Here is a 15,618-nt window from a genome sequence, read left to right as displayed (position 1 = left end):
AGCACCCGCAGCGACCGCAACACCGCCCGCCTGACCCGGGAGACCGGCGGCTTCCTGATGGGCCTGGAGACCGGTTACGGCTCACTGATCATACCGGGCCTCGACGACCTGCGGGTGGGCGTGGCGGCGGGCTAGACCATCACCGCCTTCGACACCCTGGCTCGGCCGGCCGGCGGCGTGCCGGTCAGCCTCCACGGCCCCAACGGCTATCGGCGGGCCTTCGGGGACGTGGTGCCGTCGGCGCTGCTGGCGTTCCGGGGCGGGGGTATGGCCTTCCGGACGGCGGGCGCGCCGATCGACCGGGACGCCCAGGTGGCCTCGGCGGGCCTGGAGGCGCAGCTCTCGAAGGCCGTGACGCTGAGAGCGAGCTACGCCGGTCAGATCGGCGCCCTTGCCTGTGACCACGCCGTGCGGGGCTATCTCACGCTCCGCTGGTGAGACGCTGGAGCCGCGCCCGATCGCGTGGCGCTCGCGCGTGGCTCGAAGTCTTTGTCGATGAGACGCGCGCTCGTGCCGAACCTATGTCCACTTCGGCGGAGAGCGCTCCAGCCAGCGGGACTCGGCGGCGGAGGCCTCACGCCGCCTGCGGCTCGACCCGGTTCCGCCCTGCCGCCTTGGCCCGGTACAGGGCGAGGTCGGCGCGCTTGAGCATGGTGCCGGGATCGGAATCCTCGGCGTGCCGCACGGCGACGCCGATCGAGACCGTGACGGGGATCGACCGGGTCGCCCGGTGCACCGCGAACGGCACGGCCTCGATCCGCTCGCGGATGCGCTCGGCGATGGCCTGGGCTTCGGCGAGGCCGGCCTCCGGCAGGATGACCACCACCTCCTCGCCGCCGTAGCGGGCCACGACGTCGACGGGCCGCGTGTGCTGACGGACCCGCTCGGCGAAGCCGCGCAGCACTTCGTCCCCGGCCTCGTGGCCGTAGCCGTCGTTGATGCCCTTGAAGTGGTCGATGTCGAGGATCAGGGCAGCCAGCGCCGGGCGCTGGGCGACCGGGTCGGCGAAGAGCGAGCCCAGGTGATGGTCGAGGTAGCGCCGGTTGTGCAGGCCGGTGAGCCCATCGATCACGGCCATCTGCAGGGAAGCTTGCATCGCCCCCCGGAGGACGTCCGTGAACCGCTTGCGCTTCACCTGGGTGCGCGCGCGGGCCAGAAGTTCGTTGCGGTCGACCGGCCGCATCAGGAAGTCGTGCACGCCGAAATCAAGCCCGCGGACGACGCGGGCGCGGTCATGTTCCTCCGCCAGCATGATCAGCGGCATGGCGCGGGTCCGGTCCAGAGACCGGAGCTGACTGCACAGCCTCAAACCGTCGAAGCCCTCGAGATCCAGGCTCACCAGGGCGAGGTCGAACCCCGCTTCGGCGGCGAGGCGCAGGGCCTCCTGCGGATCCGACTCAATCGTCACGCTGTGGTGCTGGCGCAGCGCGCCGGCCAGCCGCTCGGCCGAGCCGGGCCTGTCCTCCACCAGCAGGATCCGGGCGTCGAGGCCGGTCTCCGCGGTGGCGAGCGCCAGAGGGTCACCGATGCCGAAGTCCCGCGAGGCCAGCGCCCGCTGGCGCAACTCGTCGGTCACCGCCTTCAGGCGCACGAGACTGCGCACCCGGGAGAACAGGGCGGTGTCGTCCACGGGCTTCGTCAGGAAATCGTCAGCGCCGGCATCGAGACCCCGCAGCCGGTCGGCGGGCTGGTCGAGGGCCGTGACCATCACCACCGGGATATGGGAGGTGACAGGATTGTTCTTGAGGTGTCGGCACACCTCGAAGCCGTCCATGCCGGGCATCATCACGTCGAGCAGCACGAGGTCGCACAAGCCCTTCTCGCAGATCGCGATGGCGTCCGGGCCGTTCATGGCGGCGAGCGTGTCGAAATATTCCAGCCCTAGCTTCGTCTCCAGAAGCTTCACGTTGGGGAACAGGTCGTCGACGATGAGGACGCGGGCCGACATGGTTCCTCGCTGATGCGCCGCTTCGCGGTCCGTATCGGGCGGAGCGACCCGGGGTGGCGCATCGGGACGAACGGTTGAGCAGGTGACCCGACCCGGCGCGGTCGGGTCACCTGCTCAACGGCTAAGCCCCTCCGGGGTCACTTCGGCTCAAGATAAGCGCGAACCGTTGCCAAAAACTTCGCGACCGAGATGGGCTTCGACAGGTAGGCCTCGCAGCCGCCCTCGCGGATCCGCTCCTCGTCGCCCTTCATGGCGAAGGCCGTGATCGCGATGACCGGGATGCTCTTGAGATCGTCATCCTCCTTGAGCCACTTGGTCACCTCCAGGCCCGAGACTTCGGGGAGCTGGATGTCCATGAGGATGAGGTCGGGATGATGCGCGCGGGCGAGTTCGATCGCCTCGATGCCGTGGGCGGTCTTCAGGGTCGCGTAGCCGTTCGCCTCCAGGAGGTCGTTGAACAGCTTCATGTTCAACTCGTTGTCCTCGACGATCAGCACCGTCTTCTTCATGATCCGTTGTCCCGGTGCGCGCCGATCATGATTAGCGGGCGGTGAAGCCCCTCCCTCGCCTTTGTAGCGTTCACATGTTGATGAATGGCAAACCTCTTCAAGGGCATGAGCCCGCGGAACGGCTGGCTCTGGACGTTCTTTTGTGGATCGCTGGGGACGAAGACCGCCTGTTGCCCTTCATGGCGGCGAGCGGGCTCAGCCCCGACACCCTGCGCGCGAGCGCCCGCGAACCGGCCTTCCTGGTCGGCGTCCTCGACCATGTGATGGGCGACGAGGCGGTTCTCGTCGCCTGCGCGAGCGCCCTCGGCATCAAGCCGGAGCGGATCGCCGAGGCTTGGCAGCGACTGTCGCCGCGGCCGGACGACGAGTGGGCGTGACGCCGGCGGCTGTGGAAAAAGCCCTCTCACGGACGCCTGGGACACGGCGGACGGCGATCCGGGATCGTCTCGAAGCCTCGTCGCGGCGCCCCCTCACCCTGCCTGAACCAGCCAGCAGGCGGCACGCAACCGCACGGCGCCGCCCGTCGCGTGGCGGCGCAGCGCCGCGACCGCGGCCGCCTCGGCGCGGCTGCGTAGGTCCGGTTCGGCCTCCCGCACGAGATGCGATGTCGGGCCGAGGTTGAGGGCCACGTGGGCCGCTGCCTGTGCGGCCCCGGCATCGTCCGCGCCCCGGCCGAGGACCACGTCCCGGTCCAGCGCGTCGCAGGTGACGGTCCCGAACCCGTTGCCGCGCAGGAGCGCGGCCATCGCGTCCACATCGGCGAAGCGGAACGGCCCCGGCGCGTCCGGCGGCGGAGGCGGCGGTGCCTCCGGCAGGAGCGGCAGCACGGCCTCCCTGGGTACGCTGACCCACAGGTTCTCGGAGAGTCCCCGCCAGCACAGGAAGGTCAGTCGGCCTCCGGGCTTCAGCATACGGCGCAGGTTGGCGAAGGCGCGGCCGGTATCCGAAAAGAACATCACGCCGAAGCGCGACAGGGCCGCGTCGAAGGTTCCGAGATCGGCATGCTCCACGTCGGCCTCGACGAACCGGATCGGGGCGGCGCCGGGCGCCTCGGCGGCGATGCGGCCGCGGGCCACCGCGAGAAGCGGCGCCGAGATGTCGGCTCCCGTGACCGCGCCGCCTGGCCCGACCCGATGTGCCGCGTCCAGCGTCGTGGCGCCGGCGCCGCAGCCGATGTCGAGCACGGCGTGTCCGGGTGTAACATCCGCCCGGTCAAACAGGGCCTCGGTCAGCGGCGCGAAGACCGCGTCGAGGACCGCTTGGTTGCGGGCCCAGCGCGTCCCGACCTCGCCGTTCCAGTACTCGGCCTGCGTGACGCCGCCCGCCATGATCATCCCCTCCCCGTCAGGCCGTCGTGGCGGCGACCGACAACTCCGGCTTGTGGTTCAGGGTCTGGAACACGACGCAGTAGCGCTCGGTCAGCTTCAGGAGCTGGGCGAGCTTGTCCTCCGGCGCGTCCGTATCGAGCGTGAAGGACAGGCGGATGCTGCGGAAGCCCACCGGCGCCTCCTTGTCGACACCGAGGGTGCCGCGGAAGTCGAGGTCGCCTTCGGCGCTGACAGTCCCGGATCGGAGCGGGATCTCAAGGGCCGTCGCAACGGCCTTCAGGGTCACCCCGGCACAGGCGACCAGGGCCTCCAGGAGCATATCGCCCGAGCACAGCTCGGCTCCGGATCCGCCGGTCGCCGGGTGGAGGCCCGCCTCCGCGATGGCGCGGCCGGTCTCGACCTTGCAGGCGATCTTGGTGTCGTCGAGGGTGCCCTTGGCCTTGAGGGTGATGACCGCAGCATCCGGCGCGCTGCGGTACTTGTCCTTGATCGGAGCCTGGAGGGCTCGCAGCGCGCTGGCGTCCATGTCGTCCTCTCGATGCCGCTCTGCGCCCGCTTCTCGGGGGGCGGGCATTCCGGAGCGCACCCGCGCCCCGTCAGGGCATCGGTATAGGTGCCGGGCGCGGTCCGCGCAAAGCGCCGTCAGGGGCGCCCGGTCAGCCGCGCCACCGCGTCGGCCAGGGCATCGACCTGCGCCTCCTCGTGGGCTGCCGAGAAGGCCACCCTCAGCCGCGCAGTCCCCGGCGGCACCGTCGGCGGGCGGATCGCCACCACGAGAAAGCCGGCGGCCGTCAGCGCCGCCGAGATGGTGAGCGCCGCCTGCGCCTCCCCGACCAGCACCGGGACGACCGCGCTCTCGGCCTCCGGCAGGCCGAGGCGCGCCGTAAAGCGCCGGGCGAGGACGAGCGGCCGGGCGCGCCGATCCGGTTCCGCCTCCAGGATCGCCAGGGCCTCCAGGGCGGCGGCGGCCGAGGCCGGAGGCAGGCCCGTGGTGTAGACGAAGCTGCGGGCGCGGCTCGTCATCAGGTCGATCACGGGCCGCGACGCGCAGAGATAGCCGCCGTAGGATCCCAGCGCCTTCGACAGGGTGCCCATCTCCAGCGGCGCCCGCGGGCCTCCCTCGACCACGCCGATCCCGTGGGCGTCGTCGACGAGCGTCCAGGCGTCGAAGCCCTCCGCGATCCCCAGGATATCGCCGAGCGGTGCCCGGTCGCCGTCCATGCTGAACACCCGCTCGGTGAGGACGAGGGCGCGGCCGTGCCCGTACCGATGCTCCCCGAGCTGGCGCGCAAGGTCGCCGGGATCGTTGTGGCGGTAGGTCAGCACCCGCGCCCCCGAGAGCCGCGCCCCGGCCCACATGCAGGCGTGGGAGAGGTCGTCCAGCAGGATGAGGTCGCCGCGGCCGGCCAGCGCCGGAGTGATGCCCAGATTGGCCAGATAGCCGCTGCCGAAGACCAGCGCGGCCTCCGTGCCCTTATGGGCGGCAAGCTGCTCCTCCAGGGCGCCGAGATAGGGATGGTCGCCGGTCACCAGCCGGGATCCGCCGGCCCCGGCGCCGTAGACTGCCGCGGCCTCCTGGGCGGCCGCGATCACGCGCGGATGGTGGGAGAGGCCGAGATAGTCGTTGCAGGAGAACGAGACGAGCGCCCGGCCGTCCCGTGCAGCCGCGGCACCCGTCCCGCGCTCGGTCTGCACCAAGCGGCGGCGCAGGCTTCCGGCCTCCAGGGCGTCAAGCTTTTGGCGAGCGAAGGCGTCGAGGCTGTCCATGGGGGTGATGGGCCGCGCGGTTCGGCGGATGTCAAGGCGGCCGGATCCGCGCGCGGCCGCGCGCGCTTGTGCGGGACAGCGCGCGCGGATCAATCGTTGTTCGGCGCTCTGGCTTGCGCGATCGCCGTACGGGCGCTTCCTGACCCGCGGCACGCTGCCCAACCGTGGCCGGCATCGATCGACCCGGATGGCAGCGGATCCCGAGCGCGCGCCGGCTTGACCGATACTGCTCCGGCCGCGCATGCCCTCGCCATGACGCTTGACCCGTCTCGCACGCATCTCTGGCGGCCCTACACGCAGATGCGCGACGCCGCCCCGCCACTGGAGGCGGTGGCGACCCATGGCAGCCGCATCGTCCTCGCCGACGGCCGCGAACTGGTGGACGGCATCGCGTCCTGGTGGACGGCGGTCCACGGCTACAACCACCCGCACATAGCGGGCGCCGTGGCCGACCAGCTGGCGCGCATGCCCCACGTCATGTTCGGCGGCCTCACCCACGCGCCGGCTGAGCGGCTGGCGGCCCGGCTCGCCGATCTGCTCCCGGGCGATCTCGACCACGTCTTCTTCAGCGATTCCGGTTCGGTCGCCGTGGAGGTGGCGCTGAAGATGGCGGCGCAGATGTGGATCAACCGCGGGGTGAGCGGCCGGACGAAGGTGCTCAGCTTCCGCGGCGGCTATCACGGCGACACGATGGGGGCGATGTCGGTCTGCGATCCCGAAGAGGGCATGCATCGCCGCTTCGGCGCCTACCTGCCCATGCAGGTTTTCTGCGATTTGCCGCGGACCAGGGCTGAGGCCGAGGCTCTCGACGCGACGTTGGCGGCGCAGCGCGCGACCCTGGCGGCGGTGATCGTCGAGCCGCTCGTCCAGGGGGCGGGCGGGATGCGCACGCATCCGCCCGAGGTGCTCGCCACTGTCGCCAGGCTCGCGCGGAGTCACGGCCTGCCGCTCATCGCGGACGAGATCTTCACCGGCTTCGGGCGCACCGGCAGCCTCTTCGCCTGCGAGCAGGCCGGGATCGTGCCGGACATCCTCTGTCTGTCGAAGGCCCTCACCGGCGGCACCATGGCGCTCGCCGCCACCGTCGCCCGTACAGAGGTGTTCGAGGCGTTCTGGTCCGAGGATCCGGCGGCCGCGCTGATGCACGGCCCGACCTTCATGGCCAATCCCCTGGCCTGCGCGGCGGCCAATGCCAGCCTCGACCTCTTCGAGACCGAACCGCGGCTCGCCCAGGCGCGGACCATCGAGGCTTGCCTCGCCGCCGGGCTGGAGCCGCTGCGGCACACCCCCGGGGTGGCGGATGTCCGGGTCCTCGGCGCGATCGGGGCGGTGCAGTTCTGCCGGACGCCGGATCTCGGCGCCCTGAAGGCCCGGCTCCTCGACCGGGGAGTGTGGGTGCGGCCGTTCGGTGACATCGTCTACCTGACGCCCGCGCTCACGATCGATCCGGCGGATCTTGATCGCCTGATCGAGGCGATCGCCGCGGTGGTGAGCGAGCCGCCGTCTCCGGCAACGTGACGGTCCTGGGCCCTGTGGGCACGCCGCCGCTTCACCGGCCTGCAACCCGGAACCGTTTCTGCCGTTGGGCCTAGGGCTGAAGACGCGTGCGGCGGCCCTCGCGGCCGCACGCTGCCGGAGGGAGTAAACAGTGGCGAGTGAGCAGACGGGTTCGGGCGGCAATCGGCCGGTAATCCTCCTCGTCGAGGACGAGGCGCTGACGATTATGGACCTCGGGGACGTTCTTGAAGAAGGCGGCTACGACACCGTCCAGTGCGCCTCCGCCGAGCGGGCGCTCAGCATTCTGCAGGCGCGCCCGGATATTTGCGGGCTCGTCACCGACGTCCAGCTATCGGGCAAGACGGACGGATTCGACCTCGCAAGCTCCGTGGCCGAGGCACGCCCGCAGCTTCCGATCCTGATCGTGTCGGGACGGTCCGCCCCGGATCCGACTCGCATGCCCGAGCATGCCGACTTCATCGCCCGGCCCTGCACGGGCGAGGACATCCTGGACCGGCTCCAGCGTCTCATGCACTGCTAAGCGGCCGGCCGGTCCGGCCCCGTCATCGCAGCGTCACCGGTCAGCGCCACAGGGTCTCGGGCGGCTGGTGAAGGGGGATGAACGGTGCAACTTCAGGATCATCCGGCGGCCGCCGGCACGAACTCGGGCGCTCCGGTGGGCGATAACCAGAAACGCGATCGTCATGACGCCGACAGGGCGCCTCTGTCGCTGTCGTCCAAGAAGATGCGGCCGCCCGGGATCCGCAGCGTCGGCTGGGCTCTGGTGCAGGCCGCCCGCCTGCATCGCGCCCGCACGGGCGACCGTTTGGCCAAGCTCGGCCTGTTCGCCGGACAGGAGCAGGTCGTGCAGGCCCTGGCCGCCGCTGGGACGATGACGATGGGCGACCTCGCCGCGCTGCTGCGGGTGCGCCCGCCCACAGCGTCGAAGACGGTGACGCGGCTCGCGGCTCTCGGCATCGTCGAGCGCAGGGCCGAATCGGGCGATGGGCGCATCGTTCGCGTTCAGCTCACCGAGGCCGGTCTCGCGAAGGCGCAGGCGATCGAGCAGATCCAGGCGGAGGTGGAATCCGAGCTGCTCGACCACCTCGACAAGACCGACCGGCGCCGCCTGCGCAAGCTCCTTCGAAAGGCGGCCCGTGGCCTCGCCGAGGCGGCCGGCGCTTCCGGACAGGTGACCGAGGCGGACGCCGAGATCGAGGCCGAGGACGAGACCGAGGGACTGACCACTTGAGCGGCGACGCTCAGGCCGCCGGGCGCCAGGCCGGGAACGGGTCCGGCAGATCCCTGTAGGGCGCGGGATCGAACGGCGCCTGGTCCGATCCGGTCTCGATCAGGCAGGCATCCAGCGCCGCGGTGAGCGCCCCGCGGTCCATGCCGGTGCCGATGAAGACCAACTCCTGGCGCCGGTCACCCCAGACTTCGCTCCAGACCGCGTACAGGCGCTCCCGGAACTCGGAATCCTCCGGCCAGCGCCGGCGCGGGACCGCTGACCACCAGAAACCCATGGCGGAGATCCGCGCGACGGCCCCCGCGAGGGAGAATTCGCCGACCCAGTCCGGCCGCGTTGCCAGCCAGAAATGTCCCTTCGCCCGGATCAGGCCCGGCCAGGTGGCGTTGACGAAATCGTTGAAGCGCTCCGGGTCGAAGGGCCGCCGGGCACGGTACACGAAGGAGGCGATGCCGTACTCCTCGGTCTCCGGCACGTGTTGGTCGGCGCCGTAGAGGGCCTTGAACCAGAGCGGATGCTGCTGGGCCTTCTCCTCTTGGAACAGGCCGGTATCGAGGATCTCGGACAAGGGTGCTTGGCCGTGGTGGGTCTCGAGGATGCGGGCGTCGGCATTGAGGCCGCGCACCACCGAGCGGACCAGCGCGAGTTGCCCGGCGGAAACGTCGCGCGCCTTGTTGATCACCACGACATCGGCGAACTCGATCTGCTCCACGAGCAGGTCCACGAGCGTGCGCGTATCCTCGGTGCCGGCGCTCTCGCCGCGCTCGCGCAGGAATGCCGCCGAGCCGTAATCCCCGAGCAGGTTCACCGCGTCGACCACCGTCACCATCGTGTCGAGCCGGGCGAGGTCCGACAGGGCCTGCCCCGCCTCGTCCCGGAACGAGAAGGACGACGCAACGGGCAAAGGCTCAGCGATGCCGGTTCCCTCGATCAGCAGGTAGTCGAACCGGCCCGCCTCGGAGAGGCGGCGCACTTCCGAGAGCAGGTCGTCGCGCAGAGTGCAGCAGATGCAGCCGTTGGTCATCTCGACCAGCGTCTCGTCGGTGCGGGACAGGTCGGCGCCGCCCGTGCGGACGAGGTCAGCGTCGATATTCACTTCGCTCATGTCGTTGACGATCACCGCGACGCGACGGCTGTCGCGGTTGTTGAGCACGTGGTTGAGCAAGGTCGTCTTCCCGGCTCCAAGGAAGCCTGACAGGACGGTGACGGGGAGGCGTGTGTAGCGCTGGGTCATCTCTCCATTTTGATGTTATAACGTTTCAGAATCAAGCGAGTCGGCGGGTTCTCTTCAGAGCGAGACCCTGCATTCTGTTGCAACGATGTAACGTTTCTTGATGGCATCCGAGCGGGCAGGGATTACCGCTTGCGCTGGATCGCGATGCAGCAAGAATGAAACGATATAACACTGTGTGGGTGTCCATGTCTTTCTCGCGCGGCTCCGGCCTTCTCGCCAGCACGGTCCTGACTTCGACCGTCTGTGCCGGCCTCCTGACGCCGTCCGCCGTGTGGGCGCAGCAGGCCGTCGCTCTTGAGGAGATCAGCGTCACCAGCCCCAGCCCGATCCAGCCGTCGCGCGGCGGGGTCGCGGCGGAAGCCGCGGTGCCGATCGGCGTCTTGCCGGTGGCGACCAACACGTTCTCGCCGGTCACCGTGGTGACTCAGGACCAGATCGCGCGCGACCAGCCGCGGACCCTGGGTGACGCCCTGTTCGACCGGCCTGGCATCTCGGGCACGACCTACGCGCCGGGCGCGGCGTCCCGGCCGATCATCCGCGGCCTCGACAATGCGCGGGTGCGGATCCAGGAGAACGGCATCGTCAACGGCGGCGTGTCCGACCTCGGCGAGGACCACGCCGTGCCGGTCAACCCGTTGGTCTCCGACCGGATCGAAGTGATCCGCGGTCCCGCGACCCTGCGCTACGGCTCGGGCGCCATCGGCGGCGTCGTCTCGGCCGACAACAACCGGGTGCCGACCTTCATCCCGGCGAACGGGGTGCAGGGCCAGGTCACCAGCGGCTTCTCCAGTGTGGATAACGGCCGGCTCGGGGCCGCCACGGTGGATGCCGGCGGCGACGGCATCGCGGTCCACGCCGACGGCTTCAAGACCGCCAACGACAGCTACGCGATCCCCGGCGGGATCCAGCGCAACTCGTACAACGAGTCGCAGGGCGGCGCGGTCGGCATCTCGGCGATCGGCGACCGCGGCTTCATGGGCATCTCCTTCAGCCACTACGACGCGGTCTACGCGATTCCCGGCGGCGTGGCCGAGCAGGACCGCACCCGCCTCACCCCGAACCAGGACCGGGTCCTGTCGCGCGGCGAGTACCGCCCGCTCGACGGCCCGTTCGAGGTGATCCGCTACTGGGCTGGTTACTCGGTCTACCGCCACAACGAGGTCGGCATCGGCGAGGACGGGATCGAGGGTATCCAGGCGATCTTCAAGAACCGCGAGGCGGAAGGCCGCCTGGAACTCCAGCACGTCCCGGTCTCCACGGAGTTCGGCAAGTTGACCGGCGCTCTCGGCTTTCAGTCCGACCGGCGCGTGATCAACACGCAGCTCGAGTCGTTCCTGCCGAAAACCGAGTCCCGTGCCAATGCGGTCTACCTGTTCGAGGAGCTGGAGCTGCGCCCGGGTACGCGGCTACAGGCGGCCGGGCGCTACGAGGTCGACCGGCTGTCGAGCACGGCCGCCCAGTTCCCCGCCGACTACGTGCCGGTCGACGGCCAGGAGCCGTTCCAGTACGCGCGGACCCGGCGCTTCGCCCCGAAGAGCGCCAGCATCGGTGCGCTGCAGGACCTGCCCTACGGCTTCGTGGCCAGCCTCACCGGCTCCTATGTCGAGCGTGGGCCCACGGGCTACGAGCTGTTCTCGCAGGGCCCGCACGACGCCACCGCGACCTTCGAGATCGGCAACCCGAACCTCAAGAAGGAGCGCGCCCGGACCGTCGAGGCCAGCATCCGGCGGGCCGAGGGGCCGTTCCGCCTGGACGCCACCGGCTACTTCACCCGCTACACCGGCTTCATCTACCGGAACTACACGGGCCTGACCTGCGACGACGACTTCGCCTCCTGCGGCGTCGGCACCGACAACCGGCAGATCGTCTACCAGCAGCAGAACGCGACCTTCTACGGCGCCGAGATTATCGGCCAGTACGACCTCGTGCCGGTGGGCAACGGCTTCGCCGGCGTCGAGGCGCAGTTCGACTTCGTCCGCGCCCAGTTCGACAACGGCACGAACGTGCCGCGCATCCCGCCCTACCGGCTCGGCGGCGGCGTCTACCTGCGGGCCGACGGGTGGTTCGCGCGGGTGAACCTGCTCCACGCCTTCAGCCACGATGCCACGGCCGTGTACGAGACGCCGACCCCCGGCTACGACGACCTGCGCGCCGAGCTGAGTTATACCAAGGTCGTCGATCCCGCGGTCTACGGGGCGAGCGCGATCACCCTCGGCGTCCAGGGCCGCAACCTGCTGAACGACGACATCCGCAACTCGACCTCGTTCAAGAAGGACGAGATCCTGCTGCCGGGGCGGAACGTGCGGTTGTTCCTGACGGCGCGGTTCTGAGGGCCGCGTCGGTCATCGAGGTTTCGGGACCGGCAGGCCGCGGCGCAGCCTGCGCCAGCCCGCGACGATCCCCGTGACGGCGATCCCGGCGGCCAGGAGGTTCAGGATCCACTGGGCCGCGTCGTGGAGCGGGCGGCTGCCGGTCAGACCGGGCAGGTCGAGGCGGTGCGCCGCGTCGAACAGCCAGCGGTTGATCCGGCCCGAGCGGTCCAGGCGCTGGACGATGGTCCCGTCCCGGGGATCGACGTGGAGCCAGGTGGCGTCCGGGTCGCCGAACCGCAGCCGGAGCACCGGGAGCGGCCGCGGATCGGAGCCGTGCGGATACCAGTAGAGGTCGTAGGCGGTCATCTCCGCGACCGCCCGCAGGCCGCAGGGCAGCGCCGGGCCGGCGGCCCGCGCGATCGCGGCCGCGTCGAGCGCCGCGCCGTCATCCGCGCGCCGCGCCGAAGCGCCGGCCGGGCCGTCGGCGATGATCCACCACGAGCCGCCAAGGGCGACGAAGCGCAGCGCCCGGATCTTGGGCCCGGCGAAGCCGCGCAGGGCCTCGGCGGTGAGGCCGAGGCCCTGTGGCTGTCCTGCATAGGTGGTGCGGATGGCGGCGGGCGCCGCGGTCGACGCGAACCAGCGGTTCGGGTTCATCGAGATCCAGCCGCTGAGGATGAAGGTGCTGAGCCCGATCCCGCCGGCGAGGCCGAACAGGTGGTGCCAGCGGGCGAGCCCGCGATAGGGCGTGACGGCCCCGCCCGCGTAGCGCCTCCGGAGGCGCAGGCGCCAGATCCCGATCGCCAGCCCGGTCAGCGCCCCCAGGGCGGCGAGGCCCGACAGCCACAGCAGGACCGTCCGCCACAGCTCCGCCCGGGCGCGCAGCGGCGTGAGGTAGATCCAGTGCGTCACGGCGCCGACCCAGTTCCAGGCCCGCTCCGACCGGGTCGTGTCGAGGGCGATCGCGCCGGTGACCCGCGAGACGTAGAGCTCGGTCCCCGCCGGGTCGCCGAGGGCGACCTTCAGGAAGGGGCGGAGCGGGTCGTACCGGGCCGTGACGGTCCACTGGTCGCGCTCGACCGGCGCGACGCGCGCGTCCGGCATCCCATCGGCCGCGAGACGCAGCGCGTCTTCGGGCGTCACCGGCCCGAGCCGCGCGCCGGTCCGCGCCGAGACCGTGGCCCGGGCGCCGTCGCGGTCGGCGATCCGGTAGACGGCCTCCCCGCCCCGCATCTCCAGGCCGAAGGCGGCCGGCACGCCGCTGAGGCCGGCGGCCCGCAGCGCCGCGTCCGGCGCGACCGTAACCTGGTCCCAGGCGATCGGGCCGAGCCGTGACAGCCGCTCGGCCTCGGTGAGCGCCGGGAACGGCACGTAGAGCATCACCAGCCCGGAGCCGATCCACAGCGCGAAGAACAGCCCCGCGGCGATCCCGGCCCAGCGGTGGAACAGGAGCAGCCAGCGCCGTCCCGCCTTGCCGAGCCGGCGCGGCAGGCTCACCACGTCACCGTGTAGGCGACCTCGACCGAGCGCGGGCGCCCGAGCAGCCAGTTGGTCCCGACCCCGTTAACGGCGTTGCCCGAGATCGCGTAGACCTTGTCGAACAGGTTGTAGACCCGCACGGACAGGCGCGACTCCGCCGTGACCTGATGGTCGAGGACCACGTTGACGAGGTTGTAGGCTGGGCGCCGCGCCGTGTTGCCGAAGTCGCTGTAGACCTGCCCGACATTCTGCAGCCCGACCCGCGCGGTCCAGTCGCGGGTGACGTCCCAGGTCAGCCAGAGATTGGCCACGCGCTCGGGCACGTCGATCGGCTGGTTGCCGGCATACGAGACCGTGGCGCCGTTCACCGTCTGGTCGAACCGGTCGTACTGCGCGTGGAGGAGCGCGAGGTTGCCGTCGAGCCGCCAGCCCGGCGCGAAGCGCCAGCCAAGCGCCAGCTCGAAGCCCTGCGAGGACTGGCTCCCCACCTGCGTGGACAGCGTCGGCTGGCCGGGGATCGCCGAGATCAGGTTGTCCTTGACGATCCGGTAGCCCGCGACGGTCCATTCGAGGGCGCCGTCGAAGGCCAGCCCCTTGGCGCCGATCTCGACCTGATCGCCGGTCGCGAGCTTGAAGCCCGCCAGCGACTGCGACAGCGTGATCAGGCTGTTCACCGGGTCGGTGGCGAAGCTGTACTGGGCGTAGAGCGCGCTGTCCGGCGTCGGGTTGTAGACGAGGCCGAACCGGTAGCCGAGCGCCCGATAGGTCTTCTCGAACCGCGATCCCGTCTGCAGGTCCTCGCGGTTCAGCGTCGGCACGTCGAGGCGCACGCCCGTGAGGAACGAGAGCTTGTCCGACAGGATCACCCGGTCCTCGGCGAAGACAGAGGCCTGGCTCGTCTGCGTCGCGTAGGCCGGGCGCGCCCGGCCGTTCTGCGGGAAGAGGCCCGGATCGTAGCCGGTAAGCGGCACGCTCGTGGTCTGGTCGAAGTAGAAGTTGTTTGTGTGGCGGAAGTCGATGTGATTCACGTCGAAACCGGCCACGAACTGGTTGCGCAGGCCGAATAGGTCGCCTCGGAACGTCGCGTCGAGACGGTCTCCGACCTGCTCCTGACTGTGGTAGATCTCCAGGTAGTCGCCCCGGTCCACGAGCCCGGTGCCGCGGTTGTAGCTGTACTGCTCGACGTCGAGCCAGTGGCGCCGGCTGGTCAGCCGGTAGGCGGTGTTGCGGATCGTGATGTCGGCCGAGGGGGACCACTCGGTCTTGAGCTGGGTCCAGTTGTCGGCCCAGGTGATCTTCGCGTCGCGGACGTTGTAGTTGTTGAACCGGATGAGATCCGGGATCCGTCCCTCGACCAGCGGGGTGCCCCAGTAGCGGGCGGGCTCCTGGTAGCCGAGATCGTGGCTCAGGGTGAAGGCGAGGTCGGCGCTCGGCCGGAACAGCAGGGCGGCGGAGACCGCGAGGTTGCGGAAATCGCCCTCCGGCCGCATCCAGCCGTCGGCGCGGTTGCCGCTGACGTTGAGGCGGTACGCGAAGGTGTCGCCGTACTCAGCCTGGCCCAGCGGGCCGCCGGAATCGAGGGCGAGCCGCGCGACCCCGTCGGTGCCGATCACCGCGCGGGCGGCGTTGATCGGCACGAAGACCGGCTTCTTGGGCACCACGTTGATGACGCCGCCGATGGCGCCGTCGCCGTAGAGCACCGAGGACGGCCCGCGCAGCACCTCGATCCGCTCGACGTTCCACGTGTCGAACGGGAAGGTCACGGTGTTGGCGCCGACGTAGAAGCGCGTGCCGTCGTAGAGCTGCTGGATCGAGTTCGGGCCGGCGAAGCCGCGGGACGTGAACGCGCCGTTGCCGTTGCCGGGCGCCGCGATGGTGGTGATGCCGGTCGCGTCCTGGGTCACGGCCTCGGCGATCGTGTCCTGGCCGCGCAGCCGCGCGGTCTCGCCCGACACGATGTCGAGGCTGGCCGGCGTCTCCAGCGGCGTCAGGCCGAGGCGGCTCGCGGTCCGGTCAGGCGTGCGCAGGTTGAGCCCGTTCGGCGGGAGGCGGCTCGGGTCGCCGCCCGCGCCCGCGACCGACAGCTCATCCAGCGTGACCACCTCCTGTGCGGCGGCCGGACTGGCGAGGAGCGCGAGGAGAACGCCGCAGAGCGGGGCCCGCCCGCCGAGGCAGGAGCGATGGGTCGATGGAGACATGGGGAAAGCGGTCCGTGCGCGGCGCGCGCCGGCCCCCGCGTCCTACAAGCATTGTAATAACATTACAATGCGCTCGCTGTCTGGTAGCCTCTGCCTG

General features: G+C 70.7%; 14 protein-coding genes. 6 read left to right on the top strand and 8 right to left on the bottom strand.

Annotated features, from left to right (window positions below):
* The first annotated feature begins 177 nt into the window (after positions 1 to 177).
* Entirely contained in the window at positions 178 to 438 is a 261-nt protein-coding gene (locus MMSR116_RS32290; protein ID WP_010686377.1) for an autotransporter domain-containing protein, read from the top strand.
* A gap of 136 nt (positions 439 to 574) precedes the next feature.
* Here MMSR116_RS32290 and MMSR116_RS21865 read toward each other — a convergent pair whose 3' ends face one another.
* Both MMSR116_RS21865 and MMSR116_RS21860 read right to left on the bottom strand, forming a co-directional pair.
* Entirely contained in the window at positions 575 to 1,948 is a 1,374-nt protein-coding gene (locus tag MMSR116_RS21865; protein ID WP_010686378.1) for a PleD family two-component system response regulator, read from the bottom strand.
* A gap of 137 nt (positions 1,949 to 2,085) precedes the next feature.
* Positions 2,086 to 2,457: a response regulator gene (locus MMSR116_RS21860; protein WP_010686379.1), complete on the bottom strand. Its 372-nt coding sequence runs from the start codon at positions 2,455 to 2,457 to the stop codon at positions 2,086 to 2,088.
* A 74-nt stretch (positions 2,458 to 2,531) separates the two neighbouring features.
* Between MMSR116_RS21860 and MMSR116_RS21855 the strand changes: the two genes are divergently transcribed.
* A complete protein-coding gene (locus MMSR116_RS21855) occupies positions 2,532 to 2,834 on the top strand; it encodes a DUF3572 domain-containing protein (protein ID WP_432419915.1) in 303 nt (100 codons plus the stop codon).
* Between the two features lie 93 nt (positions 2,835 to 2,927).
* Here the strand turns inward: MMSR116_RS21855 and MMSR116_RS21850 are convergent, their stop codons facing one another.
* The 3 genes from MMSR116_RS21850 to MMSR116_RS21840 all read right to left on the bottom strand — a co-directional run bounded on the left by MMSR116_RS21850 (position 2,928) and on the right by MMSR116_RS21840 (position 5,552).
* On the bottom strand, positions 2,928 to 3,785 hold the full coding sequence (locus MMSR116_RS21850; protein ID WP_010686381.1) for a class I SAM-dependent methyltransferase: 858 nt from the start codon (positions 3,783 to 3,785) through the stop codon (positions 2,928 to 2,930).
* Between the two features lie 16 nt (positions 3,786 to 3,801).
* The gene (locus tag MMSR116_RS21845) at positions 3,802 to 4,311 is read right to left on the bottom strand and encodes an OsmC family protein (RefSeq protein ID WP_039894376.1); all 510 of its coding nucleotides are present in this window, start codon (positions 4,309 to 4,311) and stop codon (positions 3,802 to 3,804) included.
* Between the two features lie 116 nt (positions 4,312 to 4,427).
* Complete coding sequence (locus MMSR116_RS21840) at positions 4,428 to 5,552, bottom strand: aminotransferase class I/II-fold pyridoxal phosphate-dependent enzyme (protein WP_039894378.1); 1,125 nt, start codon at positions 5,550 to 5,552, stop codon at positions 4,428 to 4,430.
* A 252-nt stretch (positions 5,553 to 5,804) separates the two neighbouring features.
* Between MMSR116_RS21840 and MMSR116_RS21835 the strand changes: the two genes are divergently transcribed.
* The 3 genes from MMSR116_RS21835 (at position 5,805) to MMSR116_RS21825 (ending at position 8,301) form a co-directional block, all read left to right on the top strand.
* On the top strand, positions 5,805 to 7,070 hold the full coding sequence (locus MMSR116_RS21835; RefSeq protein ID WP_039894380.1) for an adenosylmethionine--8-amino-7-oxononanoate transaminase: 1,266 nt from the start codon (positions 5,805 to 5,807) through the stop codon (positions 7,068 to 7,070).
* A 130-nt stretch (positions 7,071 to 7,200) separates the two neighbouring features.
* Positions 7,201 to 7,590 carry a response regulator gene (locus tag MMSR116_RS21830; RefSeq protein WP_039894381.1) on the top strand — a complete coding sequence of 130 codons (390 nt, stop codon included), beginning with the start codon at positions 7,201 to 7,203 and terminating at the stop codon, positions 7,588 to 7,590.
* Positions 7,591 to 7,674: 84 nt separating this feature from the next.
* Positions 7,675 to 8,301, top strand: a complete 627-nt coding sequence (locus tag MMSR116_RS21825) for a MarR family winged helix-turn-helix transcriptional regulator (protein WP_010686385.1) — start codon at positions 7,675 to 7,677, stop codon at positions 8,299 to 8,301.
* Positions 8,302 to 8,311: 10 nt separating this feature from the next.
* On the opposite strand, the gene MMSR116_RS21820 is transcribed toward MMSR116_RS21825, so the two are convergent.
* Positions 8,312 to 9,532, bottom strand: coding sequence for a GTP-binding protein (locus tag MMSR116_RS21820; protein WP_010686386.1), 1,221 nt, complete (start codon positions 9,530 to 9,532; stop codon positions 8,312 to 8,314).
* 185 nt (positions 9,533 to 9,717) lie between these two features.
* Between MMSR116_RS21820 and MMSR116_RS21815 the strand changes: the two genes are divergently transcribed.
* Positions 9,718 to 11,862 carry a TonB-dependent receptor gene (locus MMSR116_RS21815; RefSeq protein WP_039894382.1) on the top strand — a complete coding sequence of 715 codons (2,145 nt, stop codon included), beginning with the start codon at positions 9,718 to 9,720 and terminating at the stop codon, positions 11,860 to 11,862.
* Between the two features lie 12 nt (positions 11,863 to 11,874).
* Here the strand turns inward: MMSR116_RS21815 and MMSR116_RS21810 are convergent, their stop codons facing one another.
* Positions 11,875 to 13,344, bottom strand: a complete 1,470-nt coding sequence (locus MMSR116_RS21810) for a hypothetical protein (RefSeq protein WP_010686388.1) — start codon at positions 13,342 to 13,344, stop codon at positions 11,875 to 11,877.
* On the bottom strand, positions 13,338 to 15,521 hold the full coding sequence (locus MMSR116_RS21805; protein WP_010686389.1) for a TonB-dependent receptor: 2,184 nt from the start codon (positions 15,519 to 15,521) through the stop codon (positions 13,338 to 13,340). Before MMSR116_RS21805 ends, MMSR116_RS21810 begins: the two co-directional genes overlap by 7 nt.
* Positions 15,522 to 15,618 lie beyond the last annotated feature (97 nt).

It is taken from the genome of Methylobacterium mesophilicum SR1.6/6 (assembly GCF_000364445.2).
Taxonomy (GTDB): domain Bacteria; phylum Pseudomonadota; class Alphaproteobacteria; order Rhizobiales; family Beijerinckiaceae; genus Methylobacterium; species Methylobacterium mesophilicum_A.
Note: the sequence above shows the minus strand (reverse complement) of the source record. Positions and strands in the feature narration are given on the sequence as shown.

Bases quoted from the DNA above. Each gene is read 5' to 3' on its own strand.
- MMSR116_RS21840 (WP_039894378.1), bottom strand. From the start codon at position 5,552: ATGGACAGCCTCGACGCCTTCGCTCGCCAAAAGCTTGACGCCCTGGAG.
- MMSR116_RS21850 (WP_010686381.1), bottom strand. From the start codon at position 3,785: ATGGCGGGCGGCGTCACGCAGGCCGAGTACTGGAACGGCGAGGTCGGG.
- MMSR116_RS21860 (WP_010686379.1), bottom strand. From the start codon at position 2,457: ATGAAGAAGACGGTGCTGATCGTCGAGGACAACGAGTTGAACATGAAG.
- MMSR116_RS21815 (WP_039894382.1), top strand. From the start codon at position 9,718: ATGTCTTTCTCGCGCGGCTCCGGCCTTCTCGCCAGCACGGTCCTGACT.
- MMSR116_RS21820 (WP_010686386.1), bottom strand. From the start codon at position 9,532: ATGACCCAGCGCTACACACGCCTCCCCGTCACCGTCCTGTCAGGCTTC.
- MMSR116_RS21855 (WP_432419915.1), top strand. From the start codon at position 2,532: ATGTTGATGAATGGCAAACCTCTTCAAGGGCATGAGCCCGCGGAACGG.
- MMSR116_RS21835 (WP_039894380.1), top strand. From the start codon at position 5,805: ATGACGCTTGACCCGTCTCGCACGCATCTCTGGCGGCCCTACACGCAG.
- MMSR116_RS21865 (WP_010686378.1), bottom strand. From the start codon at position 1,948: ATGTCGGCCCGCGTCCTCATCGTCGACGACCTGTTCCCCAACGTGAAG.
- MMSR116_RS21845 (WP_039894376.1), bottom strand. From the start codon at position 4,311: ATGGACGCCAGCGCGCTGCGAGCCCTCCAGGCTCCGATCAAGGACAAG.
- MMSR116_RS21805 (WP_010686389.1), bottom strand. From the start codon at position 15,521: ATGTCTCCATCGACCCATCGCTCCTGCCTCGGCGGGCGGGCCCCGCTC.